Here is a 14,741-nt window from a genome sequence, read left to right as displayed (position 1 = left end):
GTTTACGCCGGGAGGTAAAGGAGAGGAGAGCTTCAGGTTTTCGGCGGCTCGGTACGAGCGAAGCTTTCGCGCTGGAATAAGGTTTCTACCAGCTTTACCAGATGAGGTCGGTTAACGCACCAGCCCGGCGAAACGCGGCGGAAGTTAAGATAGCCGATGGCGCAGCCTGCCGCGATGGTCGCAACAGAGAGGTTATCCGCGCTCAGCGTGCCGTTGGCGGCATGCTGCTCCAGCGCATCAAGCGCACGGCTGATTTTCTCCCGCTGGCGCAGCAGTTCCGTTTCCGACTGTTGCGCTGCCGGGCGCTGCAGTTCACGCACATGGACCAGCCCGGCGTCCATCACGCCATCGGCCAGCGCTTCCAGTTGACGCACTTTCAACGCCTCATGCGGGTCGCGCGGCAGCAGGGCTGGCTCAGCCTCGAGCAGTTCAAGGTATTCGGCGATAATCGGTGAATCGAACCACTGCTCGCCGCTGTCGGTCACCAGCGCCGGCACCTTGCCCAACGGGTTGTATTGCGCCACCCCGCTTTGCTCCGCGTAAGGCGATTCATTAACAAACTCGAAGGTAATGCCTTTCTCCAGCAGAATGACTGAGATTTTCCGGACAAACGGGCTGGTGTAACTACCGATAAGCTTCATGGCCTGCTCCTTTATGCGTCAACGCCGACAGTGGCTAAGTATGGCTCAGGTTACGTTAAAAGCAGGCGGGCGGGAACGCGCTATACTGAGGGCCGGTACATGCGTAATAAAATTACAGCGCGGCAATGCGCCGCCAGGCAGTTTGCGGTCGATCACAGAGAATAAAAAGAAGGAAAAATCGCATGTGATTTAGATCACAAAATAAAAACAAAAACGCCACATTAAATTGTGACAATATTCACGTTTTCATCGTTTTTACGTTCATAAATTCGTCATCGTTCTTTTTTTACACGAATGTTTTGTGATTGAAGTCACTAAATAAGCCCCTGATCCCCCTCGCTTCATGTGATATAGATCACACTTAAACCCACCATCTGGACAGTTGCTTTATTCGGTGCCAGATTCGCGTCATCCAGAGCATTCGGCCGGCTACCTCTGCCGCCACGTTAACAATAAACCTCGGGCTGCTGGCCTGCGCGTAACCATAAGAAGGGGTGTTTTATGTCATCCGATATCAAGATCAAAGTGCAAAGCTTTGGTCGTTTTCTCAGCAATATGGTAATGCCCAATATCGGCGCGTTTATCGCGTGGGGTATTATCACCGCATTATTCATTCCGACTGGGTGGCTGCCGAACGAGACGCTGGCGAAGCTCGTGGGTCCGATGATCACCTATCTGCTGCCCCTGCTTATCGGTTATACCGGCGGCCGTCTGGTTGGCGGCGACCGCGGCGGCGTAGTAGGCGCTATCACGACCATGGGCGTTATCGTCGGCGCCGACATGCCGATGTTCCTCGGCGCGATGATCGCCGGCCCGCTGGGCGGCTGGGCCATTAAACATTTCGACAACTGGGTTGACGGCAAAATCAAATCCGGCTTCGAAATGCTGGTGAACAACTTCTCCGCCGGCATCATCGGTATGATCCTGGCGATTCTGGCGTTCCTTGGCATCGGTCCGGCCGTTGAAGTTCTCTCCAAAGCGCTGGCTGCGGGCGTCAACTTCATGGTGGTTCACGACATGCTGCCGCTGGCGTCCATCTTTGTTGAGCCGGCGAAAATCCTGTTCCTTAACAACGCCATCAACCACGGCATCTTCTCGCCGCTGGGCATTCAGCAGTCTCATGAACTCGGCAAGTCTATCTTCTTCCTGATTGAAGCTAACCCGGGTCCGGGGATGGGCGTGCTGCTGGCTTACATTTTCTTCGGTCGCGGTAGCGCTAAACAGTCTGCTGGCGGCGCGGCTATCATCCACTTCCTGGGCGGTATCCACGAAATCTACTTCCCGTACGTGCTGATGAACCCGCGTCTGCTGATCGCCGTTATCCTCGGCGGTATGACCGGCGTGTTCACCCTGAGCGTGCTGAACGGCGGCCTGGTTTCTCCGGCTTCTCCGGGTTCTATCCTGGCGGTGCTGGCGATGACGCCGAAAGGCGCTTACTTTGCGAACCTCGCGGCTATCTTTGCGGCCATGGCGGTTTCCTTCGTTATCTCCTCTATCCTGCTGAAAACCAGCAAGGTGAAAGAAGAAGACGATCTGGAAGCGGCGACCCGTCGCATGCACGATATGAAAGCGCAGTCCAAAGGCGCGACGGCAGCCACCCCGCTGGCCGCTGGCGATGTGACTAACGACCTGAGCCACGTGCGTAAAATCATCGTCGCCTGCGACGCCGGTATGGGCTCCAGCGCCATGGGCGCGGGCGTGCTGCGTAAGAAAGTGCAGGATGCCGGCCTGAGCAATATCTCTGTAACCAACAGCGCGATTAACAGTCTGCCGTCGGACGTGGACGTGGTCATTACCCACCGCGACCTGACCGAGCGCGCTATGCGCCAGGCGCCGCAGGCGCAGCACATTTCGCTGACCAACTTCCTCGACAGCGGCCTGTACACCAACCTGACCGAACGTCTGGTTGCCGCGCAGCGCCATACTGACAACGAAGCGAAAGTGCGCACCAGCCTGCAGGACAGCTTTGACGACAGCAGCAGCAACCTCTTCAGGCTGGGCGCGGAAAACATCTTCCTCGGCCGTACCGCGGCGACCAAAGAAGAAGCTATCCGTTTCGCAGGCGAGCAGTTGGTGAAAGGCGGTTATGTGCAGCCGGAATATGTTGAGGCGATGCTGGAGCGTGAAAAGCTGACCCCGACTTACCTGGGCGAGTCTATCGCCGTTCCGCACGGCACTGTTGAAGCGAAAGATCGCGTACTGAAAACCGGTGTCGTCTTCTGCCAGTATCCGCAGGGCGTACGCTTCGGCGAAGAAGAAGACGATATCGCCCGGCTGGTGATAGGCATCGCGGCGCGTAACAATGAACATATCCAGGTTATTACCAGCCTGACTAACGCGCTGGATGATGAGAGCGTAATTGAGCGTCTGGCGCACACCACCAACGTTCAGGAAGTGCTTGATCTGCTGGCCGGTAAAAAAGCGGCCTGATGTATCAGGGAGAGGATGACAGTCCCTCTCCCTTTTAACGTTGAAGGTTTTGCCTGCACCAGGGCAACCCTTCCCTCTCCCCCTCGGGAGAGGGCAAGGGAAAGGGAGTTTCTGCAACACCTCTTTCCCCAGCCCTCTCGGGCGAACGACTCAAGTTTAAGAAGGGTTCAGACAATGAAAGCATTACATTTCGGCGCAGGTAATATTGGACGTGGCTTTATCGGCAAACTGTTAGCGGACGCGGGCATTGAACTGACTTTCGCCGACGTAAACCAGGCGGTGCTGGACGCGTTGAACGCACGTCGCAGCTACCAGGTTCATGTAGTCGGCGAACAGGAGCAGGTCGAGACCGTATCGGGCGTAAGCGCGGTCAGCAGCGCGGGCGAAGAAGTGGTAGACCTTATCGCGCAGGTTGACCTGGTGACCACCGCGGTCGGCCCGGTAATCCTGGAGCGCATCGCGCCGACGATTGCCAAAGGCCTGGCAAAGCGCAAAGCGCAGGGCAACAACCAGCCGCTCAATATTATCGCATGTGAAAACATGGTGCGCGGCACCTCGCAGTTAAAAGATCATGTGCTGAAAGCGCTGTCGCAGGAAGATATCGCCTGGATGGAAGAGCACGTAGGCTTTGTCGATTCCGCCGTGGACCGCATCGTGCCGCCAGCCGCCTCCGCCAGCAACGACCCGCTGGAAGTGACCGTAGAAACCTTCAGCGAGTGGATTGTCGATAAAACGCAATTCAAAGGCCAACTGCCGGCCATTGCGGGTATGGAGCCCACCGAAAACCTGATGGCTTTTGTCGAGCGTAAGCTCTTCACGCTAAACACCGGACATGCTATAACCGCGTACCTCGGAAAACTGACCGGTCATCAGACCATTCGCGACGCCATCCTGGACGAGAAAATTCGCCTCGTGGTCAGAGGCGCGATGGAAGAGAGCGGCGCGGTGCTGATCAAGCGCTACGGTTTTGACGACGCGAAGCACGCGGCCTATATCGAAAAAATTCTTGGCCGCTTCGAAAACCCGTATCTGAAAGATGATGTGGAGCGCGTGGGCCGTCAGCCGCTGCGCAAGCTGAACGCCGGAGATCGCTTAATTAAACCGCTGCTCGGCACGCTGGAATACAATCTGCCTCACCATAATCTGGTGAAAGGGATTGCCGCCGCGATGCACTACCGCAGCGAGCAGGATCCGCAGGCGCAAGAGCTGGCTGAGCTTATTGAGAAACAGGGCCCGAAAGAGACGCTGGTGCAGATTTCCGGCCTCGACGCAGGTAGCGACGTGGTCGCTGAAATCATTAAAGAATACAACGCGAAAGCGTAATGAGTACCGGGCGCGGCTGAGTCTGCGCCCGGCGTTTTATTGTCAGATATGCAGGCAACGATGGAAGAAACACAGGCCTTTGAAAACCGAGTGCTTGAGCGTCTGAATGCTGGCAAAACCGTAAGAAGCCTGTTGATTGCCGCCGTGGAGCTTTTGACCGAGGCGGTAAATATCCTGGTGCTTCAGGTGTTCCGCAAAGATGACTACGCGGTGAAATATGCCGTCGAACCGTTGCTTGATGGCGATGGCCCGCTGGGCGATCTCTCCGTTCGTCTTAAGCTCATCTATGGTCTTGGCGTGATTAGCCGTGCGGAATATGAAGATTGCGAGCTGCTGATGGCGCTGCGCGAAGAGCTGAATCATGACGGTAACGAATATCTCTTTACCGATGACGAGATCCTCGGCCCTTTTGGCGAGCTGCACTGCGTAGCCGCGCTGCCGCCAGCGCCGACCCTGATCGAAGGCGGCGACACGGAATTGCTGGCAATGCAAAAGCAGCGTTATCAGCAGATCCTGCGCTCCACCATGGTGCTCTCCCTGACTGAGCTGATTTCTAAAATCAGCTTAAAAAAAGCATTTCAAAAAAAGTGACTCCGGCGGTGGCGTAACCTCGTTACCCAGCGCCTATCCTGCCCAATATCAGGCCTTTCCCACGCTGTGCTACACTCCGTCGCAATTTACTTTGTGAGAATGAGTTATGAGACGAGAGCTTGCTATCGAATTTTCCCGCGTTACGGAAGCCGCCGCGCTGGCGGGCTATAAATGGCTTGGCCGCGGCGATAAGAACGCCGCTGACGGCGCCGCCGTGCACGCCATGCGCATCATGCTCAACCAGGTCAATATCGACGGGCGGATCGTGATCGGCGAAGGAGAGATAGACGAAGCGCCGATGCTCTACATCGGCGAGCAGGTGGGCACCGGCAAAGGCGACGCGGTGGATATCGCCGTCGACCCTATCGAGGGCACCCGCATGACGGCGATGGGCCAGGCTAACGCGCTGGCGGTGCTGGCGGTGGGCGATAAAGGCAGCTTCCTGAACGCGCCGGATATGTATATGGAAAAGCTGATTGTCGGCCCCGGCGCGAAAGGCGTTATCGACCTTAACCTGCCGCTTGCGCAAAATCTCTATAACATCGCCAGCGCGCTACATAAGCCGCTGTGCGAACTGACCGTCACCCTGCTTGCGAAACCGCGCCATGATGCGGTTATCGCTGAGCTACAGCAGCTGGGCGTACGCGTTTTCGCGATTCCCGATGGCGATGTGGCGGCCTCTATCCTCACCTGTATGCCAGATAGCGAAGTGGATGTGCTTTACGGCATCGGCGGCGCGCCCGAAGGGGTGGTTTCCGCCGCCGTTATCCGCGCGCTGGATGGCGATATGCAGGGCCGCCTGCTGGCGCGCCATCAGGTAAAAGGCGATACGCCGGAAAACCGCGCCATTGGCGAGCAGGAGCTGGAGCGTTGCCGACAGATGGGCATCGAAGCGGATAAAGTACTGCGGCTTGATGAGATGGCGCGCAGCGATAACGTGATTTTTTCCGCCACCGGTATCACCAAAGGCGATCTTCTTGACGGCATCAGCCGCAAGGGCAATATCGCCACCACCGAAACGCTGCTGATTCGGGGCAAATCCCGCACCATTCGCCGCATAAAATCAATCCATTACCTGGATCGCAAAGATCCGGACGTACAAACGCATATACTTTAAGACATTTGTCTGAATGAGCTTTCCGGCCCCGGCGGGCTGGAAATCTCCGCTCCCCCTGGCGAAGATAAAGCAAAAGTAATGACAGGAGTGCAAGATGGCGGATTGGGTCACCGGTAAAGTCGTACGGGTTGAGCACTGGACCGATGCTCTTTTTTCTCTCATTGTTCATGCGCCTGTGGCGCCGTTTACTGCTGGCCAATTTACCAAACTGGCGCTGGAAATTGACGGCGAACGCGTGCAGCGCGCCTATTCCTACGTCAACGCGCCGGGCAATCCGGACCTTGAGTTTTATCTGGTCACCGTGCCGGAGGGGAAGCTCAGTCCGCGCCTGCACGCCATGAAGCCTGGCGATGAAGTGATGCTGGTTAGCGACGCGGCGGGCTTTTTCGTGCTGGAAGAGGTGCCGGAATGCGAAACGCTGTGGATGCTGGCCACGGGGACGGCCATCGGCCCCTATCTTTCCATTTTGCAGGAAGGCAAAGATCTGGACCGCTTTAACAATATCGTGCTGGTGCATGCCGTGCGCTATGCGCAAGATTTAAGCTATTTGCCGCTGATGCTGGCGCTACAGCAGCGCTATGAAGGCAAGCTGCGCATTCAGACTGTGGTGAGCCGCGAAGAAGTGGCAGGGTCGCTTACAGGGCGCGTGCCTGCGCTTATTAGCAGCGGCGCGCTGGAAGACGCGGTCGGGCTGCCGATGGATACGCAAACCAGCCATGTGATGCTCTGCGGCAATCCGCAAATGGTGCGCGATACCCAACAGCTGTTAAAAGATACCCGGCAGATGACCAAACATTTGCGTCGTCGTCCGGGCCACATGACGGCCGAGCATTACTGGTAATCTCAGCGGTATTTCACATCCAGCGTCTCTTTGCCGTACTTGTTTTCGCCCTGGGTGCCGATAAAGGCGCCCAGTTCGATGACCAACATCACAATAATCAGCGTGGGGATAAAGCGCCCCACGGCCCACTGCCAGACGCCGGCCAGTATGGCCCAGTTGCCTGCCAGCAGCATCCACGCGAGGATGAATAAAAACGCCCATGCGCCCGATTTCCCCCGATCGTGCAGACGTTTTACCATCACCGCCGCGGTTGGCCACAGCAGGCAAACCAGCATAAACGCCGCCGTTTGCGAATTCAGCATATCGTTGCCTGCCAGCATAAACAGCGCCGTCATGGCGACCAGCCATAAAACGACCCATACCCAGAAATCACGGCGGCCAATGCGGCCCTTAAACGAAAATAACCATTGCTGTAAGGTCATGCCATCTTCCTTTTATCGTAATGCCGCGTAGTTTACCCTGGCGCGACGCCTTTTTGACAAGGCCGCCGCTTCTCGTTTTAATCGCTGTGACAAGCAACCGGGAGTGGGTGTCATGAAGTTTCTGCCTTATGCCTTATTGTTGATACTGCCGCTGGCGGCAGGCCATGCCGATCCGCTGACGCCGGAAGAAAGCGAGACGCCCGCCGCGCCCTATCTGCTGCCAGGCGCGCCCGTATTTGATGTCACCATCTCCCGCTTCCGGGAAAGTTTCAATACTACCAACCCTGGTTTACCGCTGAATGAATTTCGCGCCATTGAAACCAGCCGCGATAAAACGAACCTCACCCGGGCGGCGACCAAAATCAATGAAAACCTGTATGCCTCAACGGCGCTTGAGCGCGGCACGTTAAAAATTAAAAGTATGCAGATAACCTGGCTGCCGATTCAGGGGCCGGAACAGAAAGCCGCCAGAGCGAAAGCGTTGCAGTATATGGCGGCGGTATTAAGAAGCTTTACGCCGGGGCTATCGGCTGCGCAAAGCCAAGCGCGGCTGACGCGTTTGCTGAGCGCCGGGAAAAACCAGCGCTACTTTAGCCAGACGGAAGGAGCGATTCGCTATGTGGTTTCAGATAGCGGCGAAAAGGGGCTAACTTTCGCTGTTGAACCGATTAAGCTTGCACTTACGGATGCTCTGGAAGGCAACAATAAATGACAAAAAGCAAAGCCTTTCCGTACGCGAATCTCTATACTGTTTCACAGACCGCGCTGCCCTGAAGGGCAGCAATATTCCTTAATTCGCCTAGCGCGTGGAGAATAAAAATGCGACATCCTTTAGTGATGGGTAACTGGAAACTCAACGGCAACCGCCACATGGTTAACGAGCTTATCGGCAACCTGCGTAAAGAACTGGCGGGCGTAACCGGCTGCGACGTGGCAATCGCCCCGCCAGCGATGTACCTGGATCTGGCGAAGCAGGCCGCTGCAGGCAGCCATATCATTCTTGGCGCGCAGAACGTTGACGTAAACCTGTCCGGCGCCTTCACCGGCGAAACTTCCGCTGAAATGCTGAAAGATATCGGCGCGAAGTACATCATTATCGGCCACTCCGAGCGTCGCACCTACCACGCGGAGTCTGACGAGTTCATCGCCAAAAAATTCGCCGTGCTGAAAGAGCAGGGTCTGGTGCCGGTGCTGTGCATTGGTGAAACCGAAGCGGAAAACGAAGCGGGTAAAACCGAAGAAGTTTGCGCTCGTCAGATCGACGCCGTGCTGAAAACGCAGGGCGCAGCCGCTTTCGAAGGCGTAGTGATTGCTTACGAACCGGTATGGGCTATCGGTACCGGCAAATCCGCTACGCCGGCGCAGGCGCAGGCGGTACACAAGTTCATCCGCGACCATATCGCTAAAGCCGACGCTAAAATCGCTGAGCAGGTCATCATTCAGTACGGCGGCTCCGTAAACGCTGCTAACGCCGCTGAGCTGTTCACGCAGCCGGATATCGACGGCGCGCTGGTAGGCGGCGCGTCGCTGAAAGCGGATGCTTTCGCTGTCATCGTGAAAGCGGCGGCGGAAGCTAAGCAAGCGTAATCGCGTCGTTTATCCGCCCCACGGCTTAAAGCCCGGCAAGCGCATCGCTGCCGGGCTTTTTATTTCAGAGCTTGCCAAGTAGTTGAAACCAGCCGTAATCCAGCGGCAGCAGAATCAGAAAGGTCGCGACCGCCAGCCACAGACAGAGCTTCATGCCCGCCCGGGCAGGCACTTTGCCAAGCGCCATCGCCACCACTATCGGCGAGGCTTGATAAGGCAGCAGCGGCGTTGAATAGCCCAACACCTGAATCATAATCACAGAGAGCAGCGGAAAACCTGTCGCCTGCGAAAAGCTTTGCGCGAGCGTGGTATAAAGCGCCGGTACGCCGTTCGCGGTCATAATGAAATTCAGCGCCGTGGTAATGCCCGTCAGCGCCGCAAAGCTGGTGAAAGGCTTGTCCGGATCAAGCGGCATCACGTGCAGCAGCGCTTCGCCCACCGCGCGGCCAAGCCCGGTTTGCGTTACCGTGGTAGCAAGCCCGAGAATGCCCGCAACGTAAATGCAGGTGCGCATATTCACACCGCTGGAAAATTCTTCGCCCGAGATAAAACCCACGCGCGGCAGCAGCGTAACGACGGCTGCGGCAAGGCCGGTCCAGGCAGGGCCGATGCCGTGCCAGCTTTCGGTTACCCACAGCGCTAACACTACCAGCAGCAGCCAGGCGAGCCGCTTTTCCGCGCCGCTCATCGGCTGCGTGGGCGGCAAATGCTGCGGTGGCTGCGCTTTGCCCGGAAACAACCAGCAGATAAGCGCAACCAATATCATCCCTTTGAGAAGACCGAGTACCGGGGTATGCAACAGCAGATAGGGGAGATAGTTAAGGTGCAGGCCGTAAGAGCCTTCCGCCGCACCGCTCATCACCAGGTTCGGCACGTTGGCGGGCAGAATGGTGGCGGAGAGCTGAAAAGTGCCGAACCCCACCGCCAGCGCCAGCCCGTACCAGCCGCGCGTGCCCTCTTCCACGCCGGCGCGCTTCGCCATCGCCGCCACAATCGGCATGAGCAGCGCGATGCGTCCCATGTTTGAAGGCATCACAAACGCCAGCGCGTAGCTCAGCAACACAACGCTGCCGACCATCTGCCACCATTCGCCGGTAAGCCGCGCCGACAACGCCCTCGCGGCCCTGTCGGCCAGACCGGTTTTACGGATAGCCACGCCGAGCACGAAGCCGCTGAACACCAGCCAGAAAGCGGAGGAGGCAAAACCGCTGAAGATGGTCTCCGGCGGGGCGATTTTTAACATCATCGCTACCGTGAAAAACAGCAGCGCGGTAATAAACTCCGCCAGCAGCGAGGTCGCCCACAGGATAATAGTGATAAAAATAACCAGCGTGGGCAGAAACAGAGGGTGAGAAAACCAGTGCGACATACCTGTCTCCTGTTGAAAATTCAGGCAAGTTTACACTGCCGCACTGCTAAGTAAACGCGGCTTTACCCCTGAGAATTGAGGATGCCGCAGTCGTGATCCTGAATCTCTTCCGCCGAAGCCAGGTTGAAGTCGAGCAGGTTGCGCGCCGTCGCCAGCAAGATAAACGAGCCATCGTTTTGCTTCGCCACCGCCAGCGCGTAACGCCCCATATGGCCTCGCGCCTGCGGCACCTCTTCTGCCAGCATCATAAACGGGCTGCGCCTTGAAAGTTCTGGCTCCGTCACGCGCCGCGCCAGGTAATCGTGGCCGCGCAGGCCGCCGGGAAAAGGTTGCCACTGGCTGCTTATCTGGTGAACGCTCTCATTGAGACGCTGGCGCACGTCCGGGCGCAGGCAAGAGATATGAATATGCAGATGGTTTTGCGTGCGCCCCAGCCGGGAGTTTATGGTCAGGGATATCGCTTCATCCGGCACTTTCTCGCCGCGTTTTTCACTGATGAAACGTCGCGCCTGCCAGGCTTGCCAGAAAAAATCCGGCGTTCTCGCCTCAAGCAGCAGCGGGCTTTCCATACCGTTGATGCGATAGGTTGGCAACAATAAATACTGGAGCGGCCCGTTGCGGTCTTTCAGCACCGCATAGCCATCTGCAAGATTGACCTGAGCGCAGGGAGCCGGATTATTTTCGCGCTGCTGATGGGGTACGCACTGTGCGGTCACAATATGCCGCAGCACGTCGGGGTTACCAGGTTTGAAATGATGCCAGGCCAGCGCAGCCCCTGCTGCCAGTAAGGCAAAGAGCACGCCGGTGACGTACAGCGTTCGCTTCATGCTTCGTCCTTTTTCTTTTTAAGAGTGAGAGCGTAGCGCAAAAAAGCGCAGGCATGAGCGAAATAAACGTTTAAGGCGGCCATTGAGGGTTTAACGGGGCTTAGGGCAAGAAAAAGCGGGTAGCGCCACGCTTACCCGCCTTGTTTTCTGGATTGCCACCTCCCTGTGGCCCGTGATGCTTAGCGTTTACTGATCTGATCGAAAGTACCGCCGTTAGCGAAGTGCGCTTTCTGCGCTTTTGTCCAGCCACCGAAGACATCATCAATGGTGAACAGCTTCAGTTTCGGGAATTCATTTTCATACTTCTTCGCTACCGCCGGATCACGCGGGCGATAGAAGTTTTTCGCCGCAATTTCCTGGCCTTCCGGCGAGTAGAGGTATTTCAGGTAAGCCTCCGCCACCGCTTTGGTGCCTTTTTTATCGACCACTTTATCCACGACGGAAACGGTCGGTTCAGCAAGGATAGACTCGCTCGGCGTGACAATTTCAAACTTATCTTTACCCAGCTCGTTGGCCGCCAGCAGCGCTTCGTTCTCCCAGGCGATCAGCACATCGCCAATGCCACGTTCGACGAAGGTGTTCGTTGAACCACGCGCGCCGGAGTCGAGCACTTCAACGTTTTTATAGAGCGCTTTGACGAAATCCTGCGCTTTGGCCTGATCGCCGTTGTTCTGATGCAGGGCATAGCCCCATGCAGCCAGATAGTTCCAGCGAGCGCCGCCGGAGCTTTTCGGGTTCGGCGTAATCACCGATACGCCCGGCTTAATCAGGTCGCTCCAGTCGTGGATCTGTTTCGGGTTGCCCTTACGCACCAGGAAAACGATGGTAGAGGTGTAAGGCGCCGAGTTGTCCGGCAGACGCTGGATCCAGTTTTTATCGATGCGGCCGCGCTCTGCGATGGCGTCTACGTCATAGGCCAGCGCGAGAGTCACCACATCCGCCTCGATACCGTTAATTACCGAGGTCGCCTGTTTGCCGGAACCGCCGTGCGACTGCCGAATAGTGACGTTATCGCCGGTTTCTTGCTTCCAGTGCGCGCTGAACGCTTTGTTATAAGCGTCGTACAGTTCACGAGTTGGGTCATAGGAGACGTTTAATAACTGGATATCCTTCGCCAGTACGCTCGTCGACGCCAACAGTAATGTTAACCCTACTCCCCACTTGTTCATCGCACGTTCTCTCAAAAGTTATGTTGTGATGAAAAGAGCGTGCCAGAAAGCGCTGCGTTGATTAAAGAATAAAAAAAGATTGGCTATAACTGCGAGGAATATCACAAAGAAAAAGAAAGCCGGGTTTCCCCGGCTTTTTGCTAACTTAGTAGAGCTTTTTGGCGCACTCCAGCCAGTCGCCTTTGAACGGACGCTTCATATTTTCGATAGCGTCGATGATGTCGTGATGCACCATCTTCTCGTTCTGAATGCCCACGCAGCGGCCGCCGTGGCCCTGCAACAGCAGTTCGATAGCGTAAGCGCCCATACGTGAAGCCAGGATACGGTCGTAAGGCACCGGAGAGCCGCCGCGCTGAATATGGCCCAGCACGGTAGCGCGGGTTTCACGCTTCGTTTCTGATTCAATATACTTCGCCAGTTCGTCGATATCGCAGATATGCTCGGTGATGGCGACGATAGCGTGTTTTTTGCCTTTCGCGATGCCGGCTTTGATTTCCGCTACCAGATCTTCACGGTTGAATTCCACTTCCGGCAACACGATAAACTCGCAGCCGCCTGCAATGGCTGCCGCCAGCGTCAGGTCGCCGCAGTAACGGCCCATCACTTCTACAATGGAGATACGCTGGTGAGAAGAAGAGGTATCGCGCAGGCGGTCAATCGCTTCAACAACGGTATGCAGCGCGGTGAAGTAGCCGATAGTGTAATCCGTGCCCGCTACGTCGTTATCGATAGTGCCCGGCAGGCCGATGCACGGGAAGCCCATTTCAGTCAGGCGTTTGGCGCCCATGTAGGAGCCGTCGCCGCCAATGACCACCAGCGCATCAATGCCGCGTTTTTTCATGTTTTCGATAGCCACGGCGCGGATGTGCTCTTCACGGAACTCCGGAAAACGCGCAGAGCCCAGGAAGGTGCCACCGCGGTTGATCATGTCGGAAACGCTGTAGCGGTCGAGCTGAACCATACGGTCTTCATACAGGCCCAGGTAGCCATCATAAATGCCGAATACTTCCAGCCCTTCTGTTAAAGCCGCACGGACCACGCCACGAATAGCAGCGTTCATGCCCGGCGCATCACCGCCACTCGTCAACACACCGATTTTCTTAATCATGACTACCTCTGAACGTAGAATACAAAATGAATTCTGTTGCCGAATACCGCCGCGCTCAGGCGAAACGGCCGACCATGCTGCAAATAGTAACTTAAGCGTTTCCTGCTGAATTGATTCAGGTCAGGCCACAGGATACTGACTTTTACCAAAAATGGCTGCGCCTGAGGGCGTTAACAGCGGTTTACTTAAGTTCAAACTGCCCCTGCTGCGGCTGGGGTACTACCGAGCAAGGATCCTGGTGAATAATCACATCTGACCCCGGAAAATGCGTCAGAATCGCCTGTTCCACCTGTTCAGCAACCAAATGCGCCTGAACAAGCGGCAAATTATCTTCCATTTCCAGATGAAGTTGAATAAAGCGGGTCGGCCCTGACTGCCGCGTGCGAAGATCGTGCGCTCCTCTGACGCCGGGCCAGGAGGAGACGATATCAATGATTGCCTGACGTTCGTTATCAGGTAAAGCGCGATCCAGCAAAGACTGCACCGCCTCGTACCCCATTCGTAAAGCACTATACAAAATATAGATGCCAATACCGAGCGCGAACAACGAATCGGCACGGTGCCAGCCATACCAAGACAGCGCCAGCGCAACCAGAATCGCGCCGTTCATCATAACATCAGACTGATAGTGAAGCATATCCGCGCGTACCGCCTGGCTGCGGGTTTTACGCACAACCCAGCGCTGGAACGTCACCAGCAACAATGTGCTAACGAGCGCGATAAGGGTGACGACCATCCCCACGCCCGGTTCGTTCATAGGCTCCGGCTGCGCCAGATGCTGGATGCTGGTTAAAAAGAGGAACAGGGCGGATCCGGAAATAAACATGCTTTGCGCCAGCGCCGCCAGAGACTCCGCTTTTCCATGGCCGAAGGTATGTTCTTCATCCGCAGGCTGCAGGGAATAGCGCACCACCAGCAGGTTAGTGAGCGAGGCGGCGATATCTACAAGCGAATCCACAAGCGCCGCCAGAATGCTGACAGAACCGGTATACCACCAGGCGAAAATTTTGATGATCAGCAGCAGCGAAGCCATGACCGTGGCGGCGACAGCGGCCCGGTTTACCAGTTGCGCATAATTATGAACCATAACGACTCCAGCACCTTAAGCGGCAAGTATAACGGATAGCCTTACACACAAAGGTGAAAAAAAGCGCACTGCAGTACGTCTGTTCTCGCGAAGGAAAAAGACCATTCTTGCTGTATTTTCATCTATGACGCACGGCCCGCCGCTATCTTTTCTGAACTTAACAGGTTAAGGCCATGGCGGGTGCGGAAAAAAGACAAAAAAAACCCCCTCGTCATGAGGGGGAAGACAG

At 56.3% G+C, this 14,741-nt stretch carries 14 protein-coding genes; 7 read left to right on the top strand and 7 right to left on the bottom strand.

Translation table 11 applies throughout. From position 1 onward, the window contains the following. Positions 1-32 precede the first annotated feature (32 nt). The gene (locus tag MT962_RS14930; protein ID WP_024557912.1) at positions 33-641 is read right to left on the bottom strand and encodes a glutathione S-transferase; all 609 of its coding nucleotides are present in this window, start codon (positions 639-641) and stop codon (positions 33-35) included. A 501-nt stretch (positions 642-1,142) separates the two neighbouring features. Between MT962_RS14930 and MT962_RS14925 the strand changes: the two genes are divergently transcribed. The 5 genes from MT962_RS14925 (at position 1,143) to fpr (ending at position 6,943) form a co-directional block, all read left to right on the top strand. Beyond that, on the top strand, positions 1,143-3,071 hold the full coding sequence (locus tag MT962_RS14925; protein WP_024557911.1) for a PTS mannitol transporter subunit IICBA: 1,929 nt from the start codon (positions 1,143-1,145) through the stop codon (positions 3,069-3,071). Positions 3,072-3,245: 174 nt separating this feature from the next. Further along, positions 3,246-4,394, top strand: coding sequence for a mannitol-1-phosphate 5-dehydrogenase (gene mtlD, locus MT962_RS14920; RefSeq protein ID WP_247365968.1), 1,149 nt, complete (start codon positions 3,246-3,248; stop codon positions 4,392-4,394). A 48-nt stretch (positions 4,395-4,442) separates the two neighbouring features. After that, positions 4,443-4,985, top strand: a complete 543-nt coding sequence (gene mtlR, locus MT962_RS14915; protein WP_024557909.1) for a mannitol operon repressor MtlR — start codon at positions 4,443-4,445, stop codon at positions 4,983-4,985. A 106-nt stretch (positions 4,986-5,091) separates the two neighbouring features. After that, positions 5,092-6,102: a class II fructose-bisphosphatase gene (gene glpX, locus MT962_RS14910; RefSeq protein ID WP_024557908.1), complete on the top strand. Its 1,011-nt coding sequence runs from the start codon at positions 5,092-5,094 to the stop codon at positions 6,100-6,102. A 94-nt stretch (positions 6,103-6,196) separates the two neighbouring features. Next, on the top strand, positions 6,197-6,943 hold the full coding sequence (fpr, locus tag MT962_RS14905) for a ferredoxin--NADP(+) reductase (RefSeq protein WP_024557907.1): 747 nt from the start codon (positions 6,197-6,199) through the stop codon (positions 6,941-6,943). 2 nt (positions 6,944-6,945) lie between these two features. Here the strand turns inward: fpr and MT962_RS14900 are convergent, their stop codons facing one another. Continuing rightward, positions 6,946-7,365: a DUF805 domain-containing protein gene (locus MT962_RS14900; protein WP_024557906.1), complete on the bottom strand. Its 420-nt coding sequence runs from the start codon at positions 7,363-7,365 to the stop codon at positions 6,946-6,948. Between the two features lie 112 nt (positions 7,366-7,477). Here MT962_RS14900 and MT962_RS14895 point away from each other — a divergent pair, with 112 nt between their 5' ends. Both MT962_RS14895 and tpiA read left to right on the top strand, forming a co-directional pair. After that, positions 7,478-8,077 carry a DUF1454 family protein gene (locus tag MT962_RS14895; RefSeq protein WP_247365966.1) on the top strand — a complete coding sequence of 200 codons (600 nt, stop codon included), beginning with the start codon at positions 7,478-7,480 and terminating at the stop codon, positions 8,075-8,077. Between the two features lie 107 nt (positions 8,078-8,184). Beyond that, positions 8,185-8,952 (top strand): triose-phosphate isomerase, encoded by a 768-nt coding sequence (gene tpiA / locus MT962_RS14890; RefSeq protein ID WP_024557904.1) that lies wholly within the window; start codon positions 8,185-8,187, stop codon positions 8,950-8,952. A 64-nt stretch (positions 8,953-9,016) separates the two neighbouring features. On the opposite strand, the gene MT962_RS14885 is transcribed toward tpiA, so the two are convergent. The 5 genes from MT962_RS14885 to fieF form a co-directional block, all read right to left on the bottom strand. Next, positions 9,017-10,321: an SLC13 family permease gene (locus tag MT962_RS14885; RefSeq protein WP_188724075.1), complete on the bottom strand. Its 1,305-nt coding sequence runs from the start codon at positions 10,319-10,321 to the stop codon at positions 9,017-9,019. A 62-nt stretch (positions 10,322-10,383) separates the two neighbouring features. Further along, positions 10,384-11,148: a CDP-diacylglycerol diphosphatase gene (locus tag MT962_RS14880; RefSeq protein ID WP_188724074.1), complete on the bottom strand. Its 765-nt coding sequence runs from the start codon at positions 11,146-11,148 to the stop codon at positions 10,384-10,386. A gap of 179 nt (positions 11,149-11,327) precedes the next feature. After that, entirely contained in the window at positions 11,328-12,317 is a 990-nt protein-coding gene (locus MT962_RS14875) for a sulfate ABC transporter substrate-binding protein (RefSeq protein ID WP_024560063.1), read from the bottom strand. 145 nt (positions 12,318-12,462) lie between these two features. Beyond that, the gene (pfkA, locus tag MT962_RS14870) at positions 12,463-13,425 is read right to left on the bottom strand and encodes a 6-phosphofructokinase (RefSeq protein WP_024557900.1); all 963 of its coding nucleotides are present in this window, start codon (positions 13,423-13,425) and stop codon (positions 12,463-12,465) included. Between the two features lie 181 nt (positions 13,426-13,606). Beyond that, positions 13,607-14,512, bottom strand: a complete 906-nt coding sequence (gene fieF, locus MT962_RS14865; RefSeq protein ID WP_024557899.1) for a CDF family cation-efflux transporter FieF — start codon at positions 14,510-14,512, stop codon at positions 13,607-13,609. Between the last annotated feature and the right edge of the window lie 229 nt (positions 14,513-14,741).

This window comes from Franconibacter sp. IITDAS19, from assembly GCF_023079515.1.
GTDB classification, from domain to species: domain Bacteria; phylum Pseudomonadota; class Gammaproteobacteria; order Enterobacterales; family Enterobacteriaceae; genus Franconibacter; species Franconibacter pulveris.
Note: the sequence above shows the minus strand (reverse complement) of the source record. Positions and strands in the feature narration are given on the sequence as shown.

Excerpts from the sequence above, each read along its gene's own strand:
- tpiA (WP_024557904.1), top strand. The coding sequence starts at position 8,185 with ATGCGACATCCTTTAGTGATGGGTAACTGGAAACTCAACGGCAACCGC.
- mtlD (WP_247365968.1), top strand. The coding sequence starts at position 3,246 with ATGAAAGCATTACATTTCGGCGCAGGTAATATTGGACGTGGCTTTATC.
- MT962_RS14885 (WP_188724075.1), bottom strand. The coding sequence starts at position 10,321 with ATGTCGCACTGGTTTTCTCACCCTCTGTTTCTGCCCACGCTGGTTATT.
- MT962_RS14880 (WP_188724074.1), bottom strand. The coding sequence starts at position 11,148 with ATGAAGCGAACGCTGTACGTCACCGGCGTGCTCTTTGCCTTACTGGCA.
- MT962_RS14895 (WP_247365966.1), top strand. The coding sequence starts at position 7,478 with ATGAAGTTTCTGCCTTATGCCTTATTGTTGATACTGCCGCTGGCGGCA.
- fpr (WP_024557907.1), top strand. The coding sequence starts at position 6,197 with ATGGCGGATTGGGTCACCGGTAAAGTCGTACGGGTTGAGCACTGGACC.
- fieF (WP_024557899.1), bottom strand. The coding sequence starts at position 14,512 with ATGGTTCATAATTATGCGCAACTGGTAAACCGGGCCGCTGTCGCCGCC.
- MT962_RS14925 (WP_024557911.1), top strand. The coding sequence starts at position 1,143 with ATGTCATCCGATATCAAGATCAAAGTGCAAAGCTTTGGTCGTTTTCTC.
- MT962_RS14875 (WP_024560063.1), bottom strand. The coding sequence starts at position 12,317 with ATGAACAAGTGGGGAGTAGGGTTAACATTACTGTTGGCGTCGACGAGC.
- mtlR (WP_024557909.1), top strand. The coding sequence starts at position 4,443 with ATGCAGGCAACGATGGAAGAAACACAGGCCTTTGAAAACCGAGTGCTT.
- MT962_RS14900 (WP_024557906.1), bottom strand. The coding sequence starts at position 7,365 with ATGACCTTACAGCAATGGTTATTTTCGTTTAAGGGCCGCATTGGCCGC.
- MT962_RS14930 (WP_024557912.1), bottom strand. The coding sequence starts at position 641 with ATGAAGCTTATCGGTAGTTACACCAGCCCGTTTGTCCGGAAAATCTCA.
- glpX (WP_024557908.1), top strand. The coding sequence starts at position 5,092 with ATGAGACGAGAGCTTGCTATCGAATTTTCCCGCGTTACGGAAGCCGCC.
- pfkA (WP_024557900.1), bottom strand. The coding sequence starts at position 13,425 with ATGATTAAGAAAATCGGTGTGTTGACGAGTGGCGGTGATGCGCCGGGC.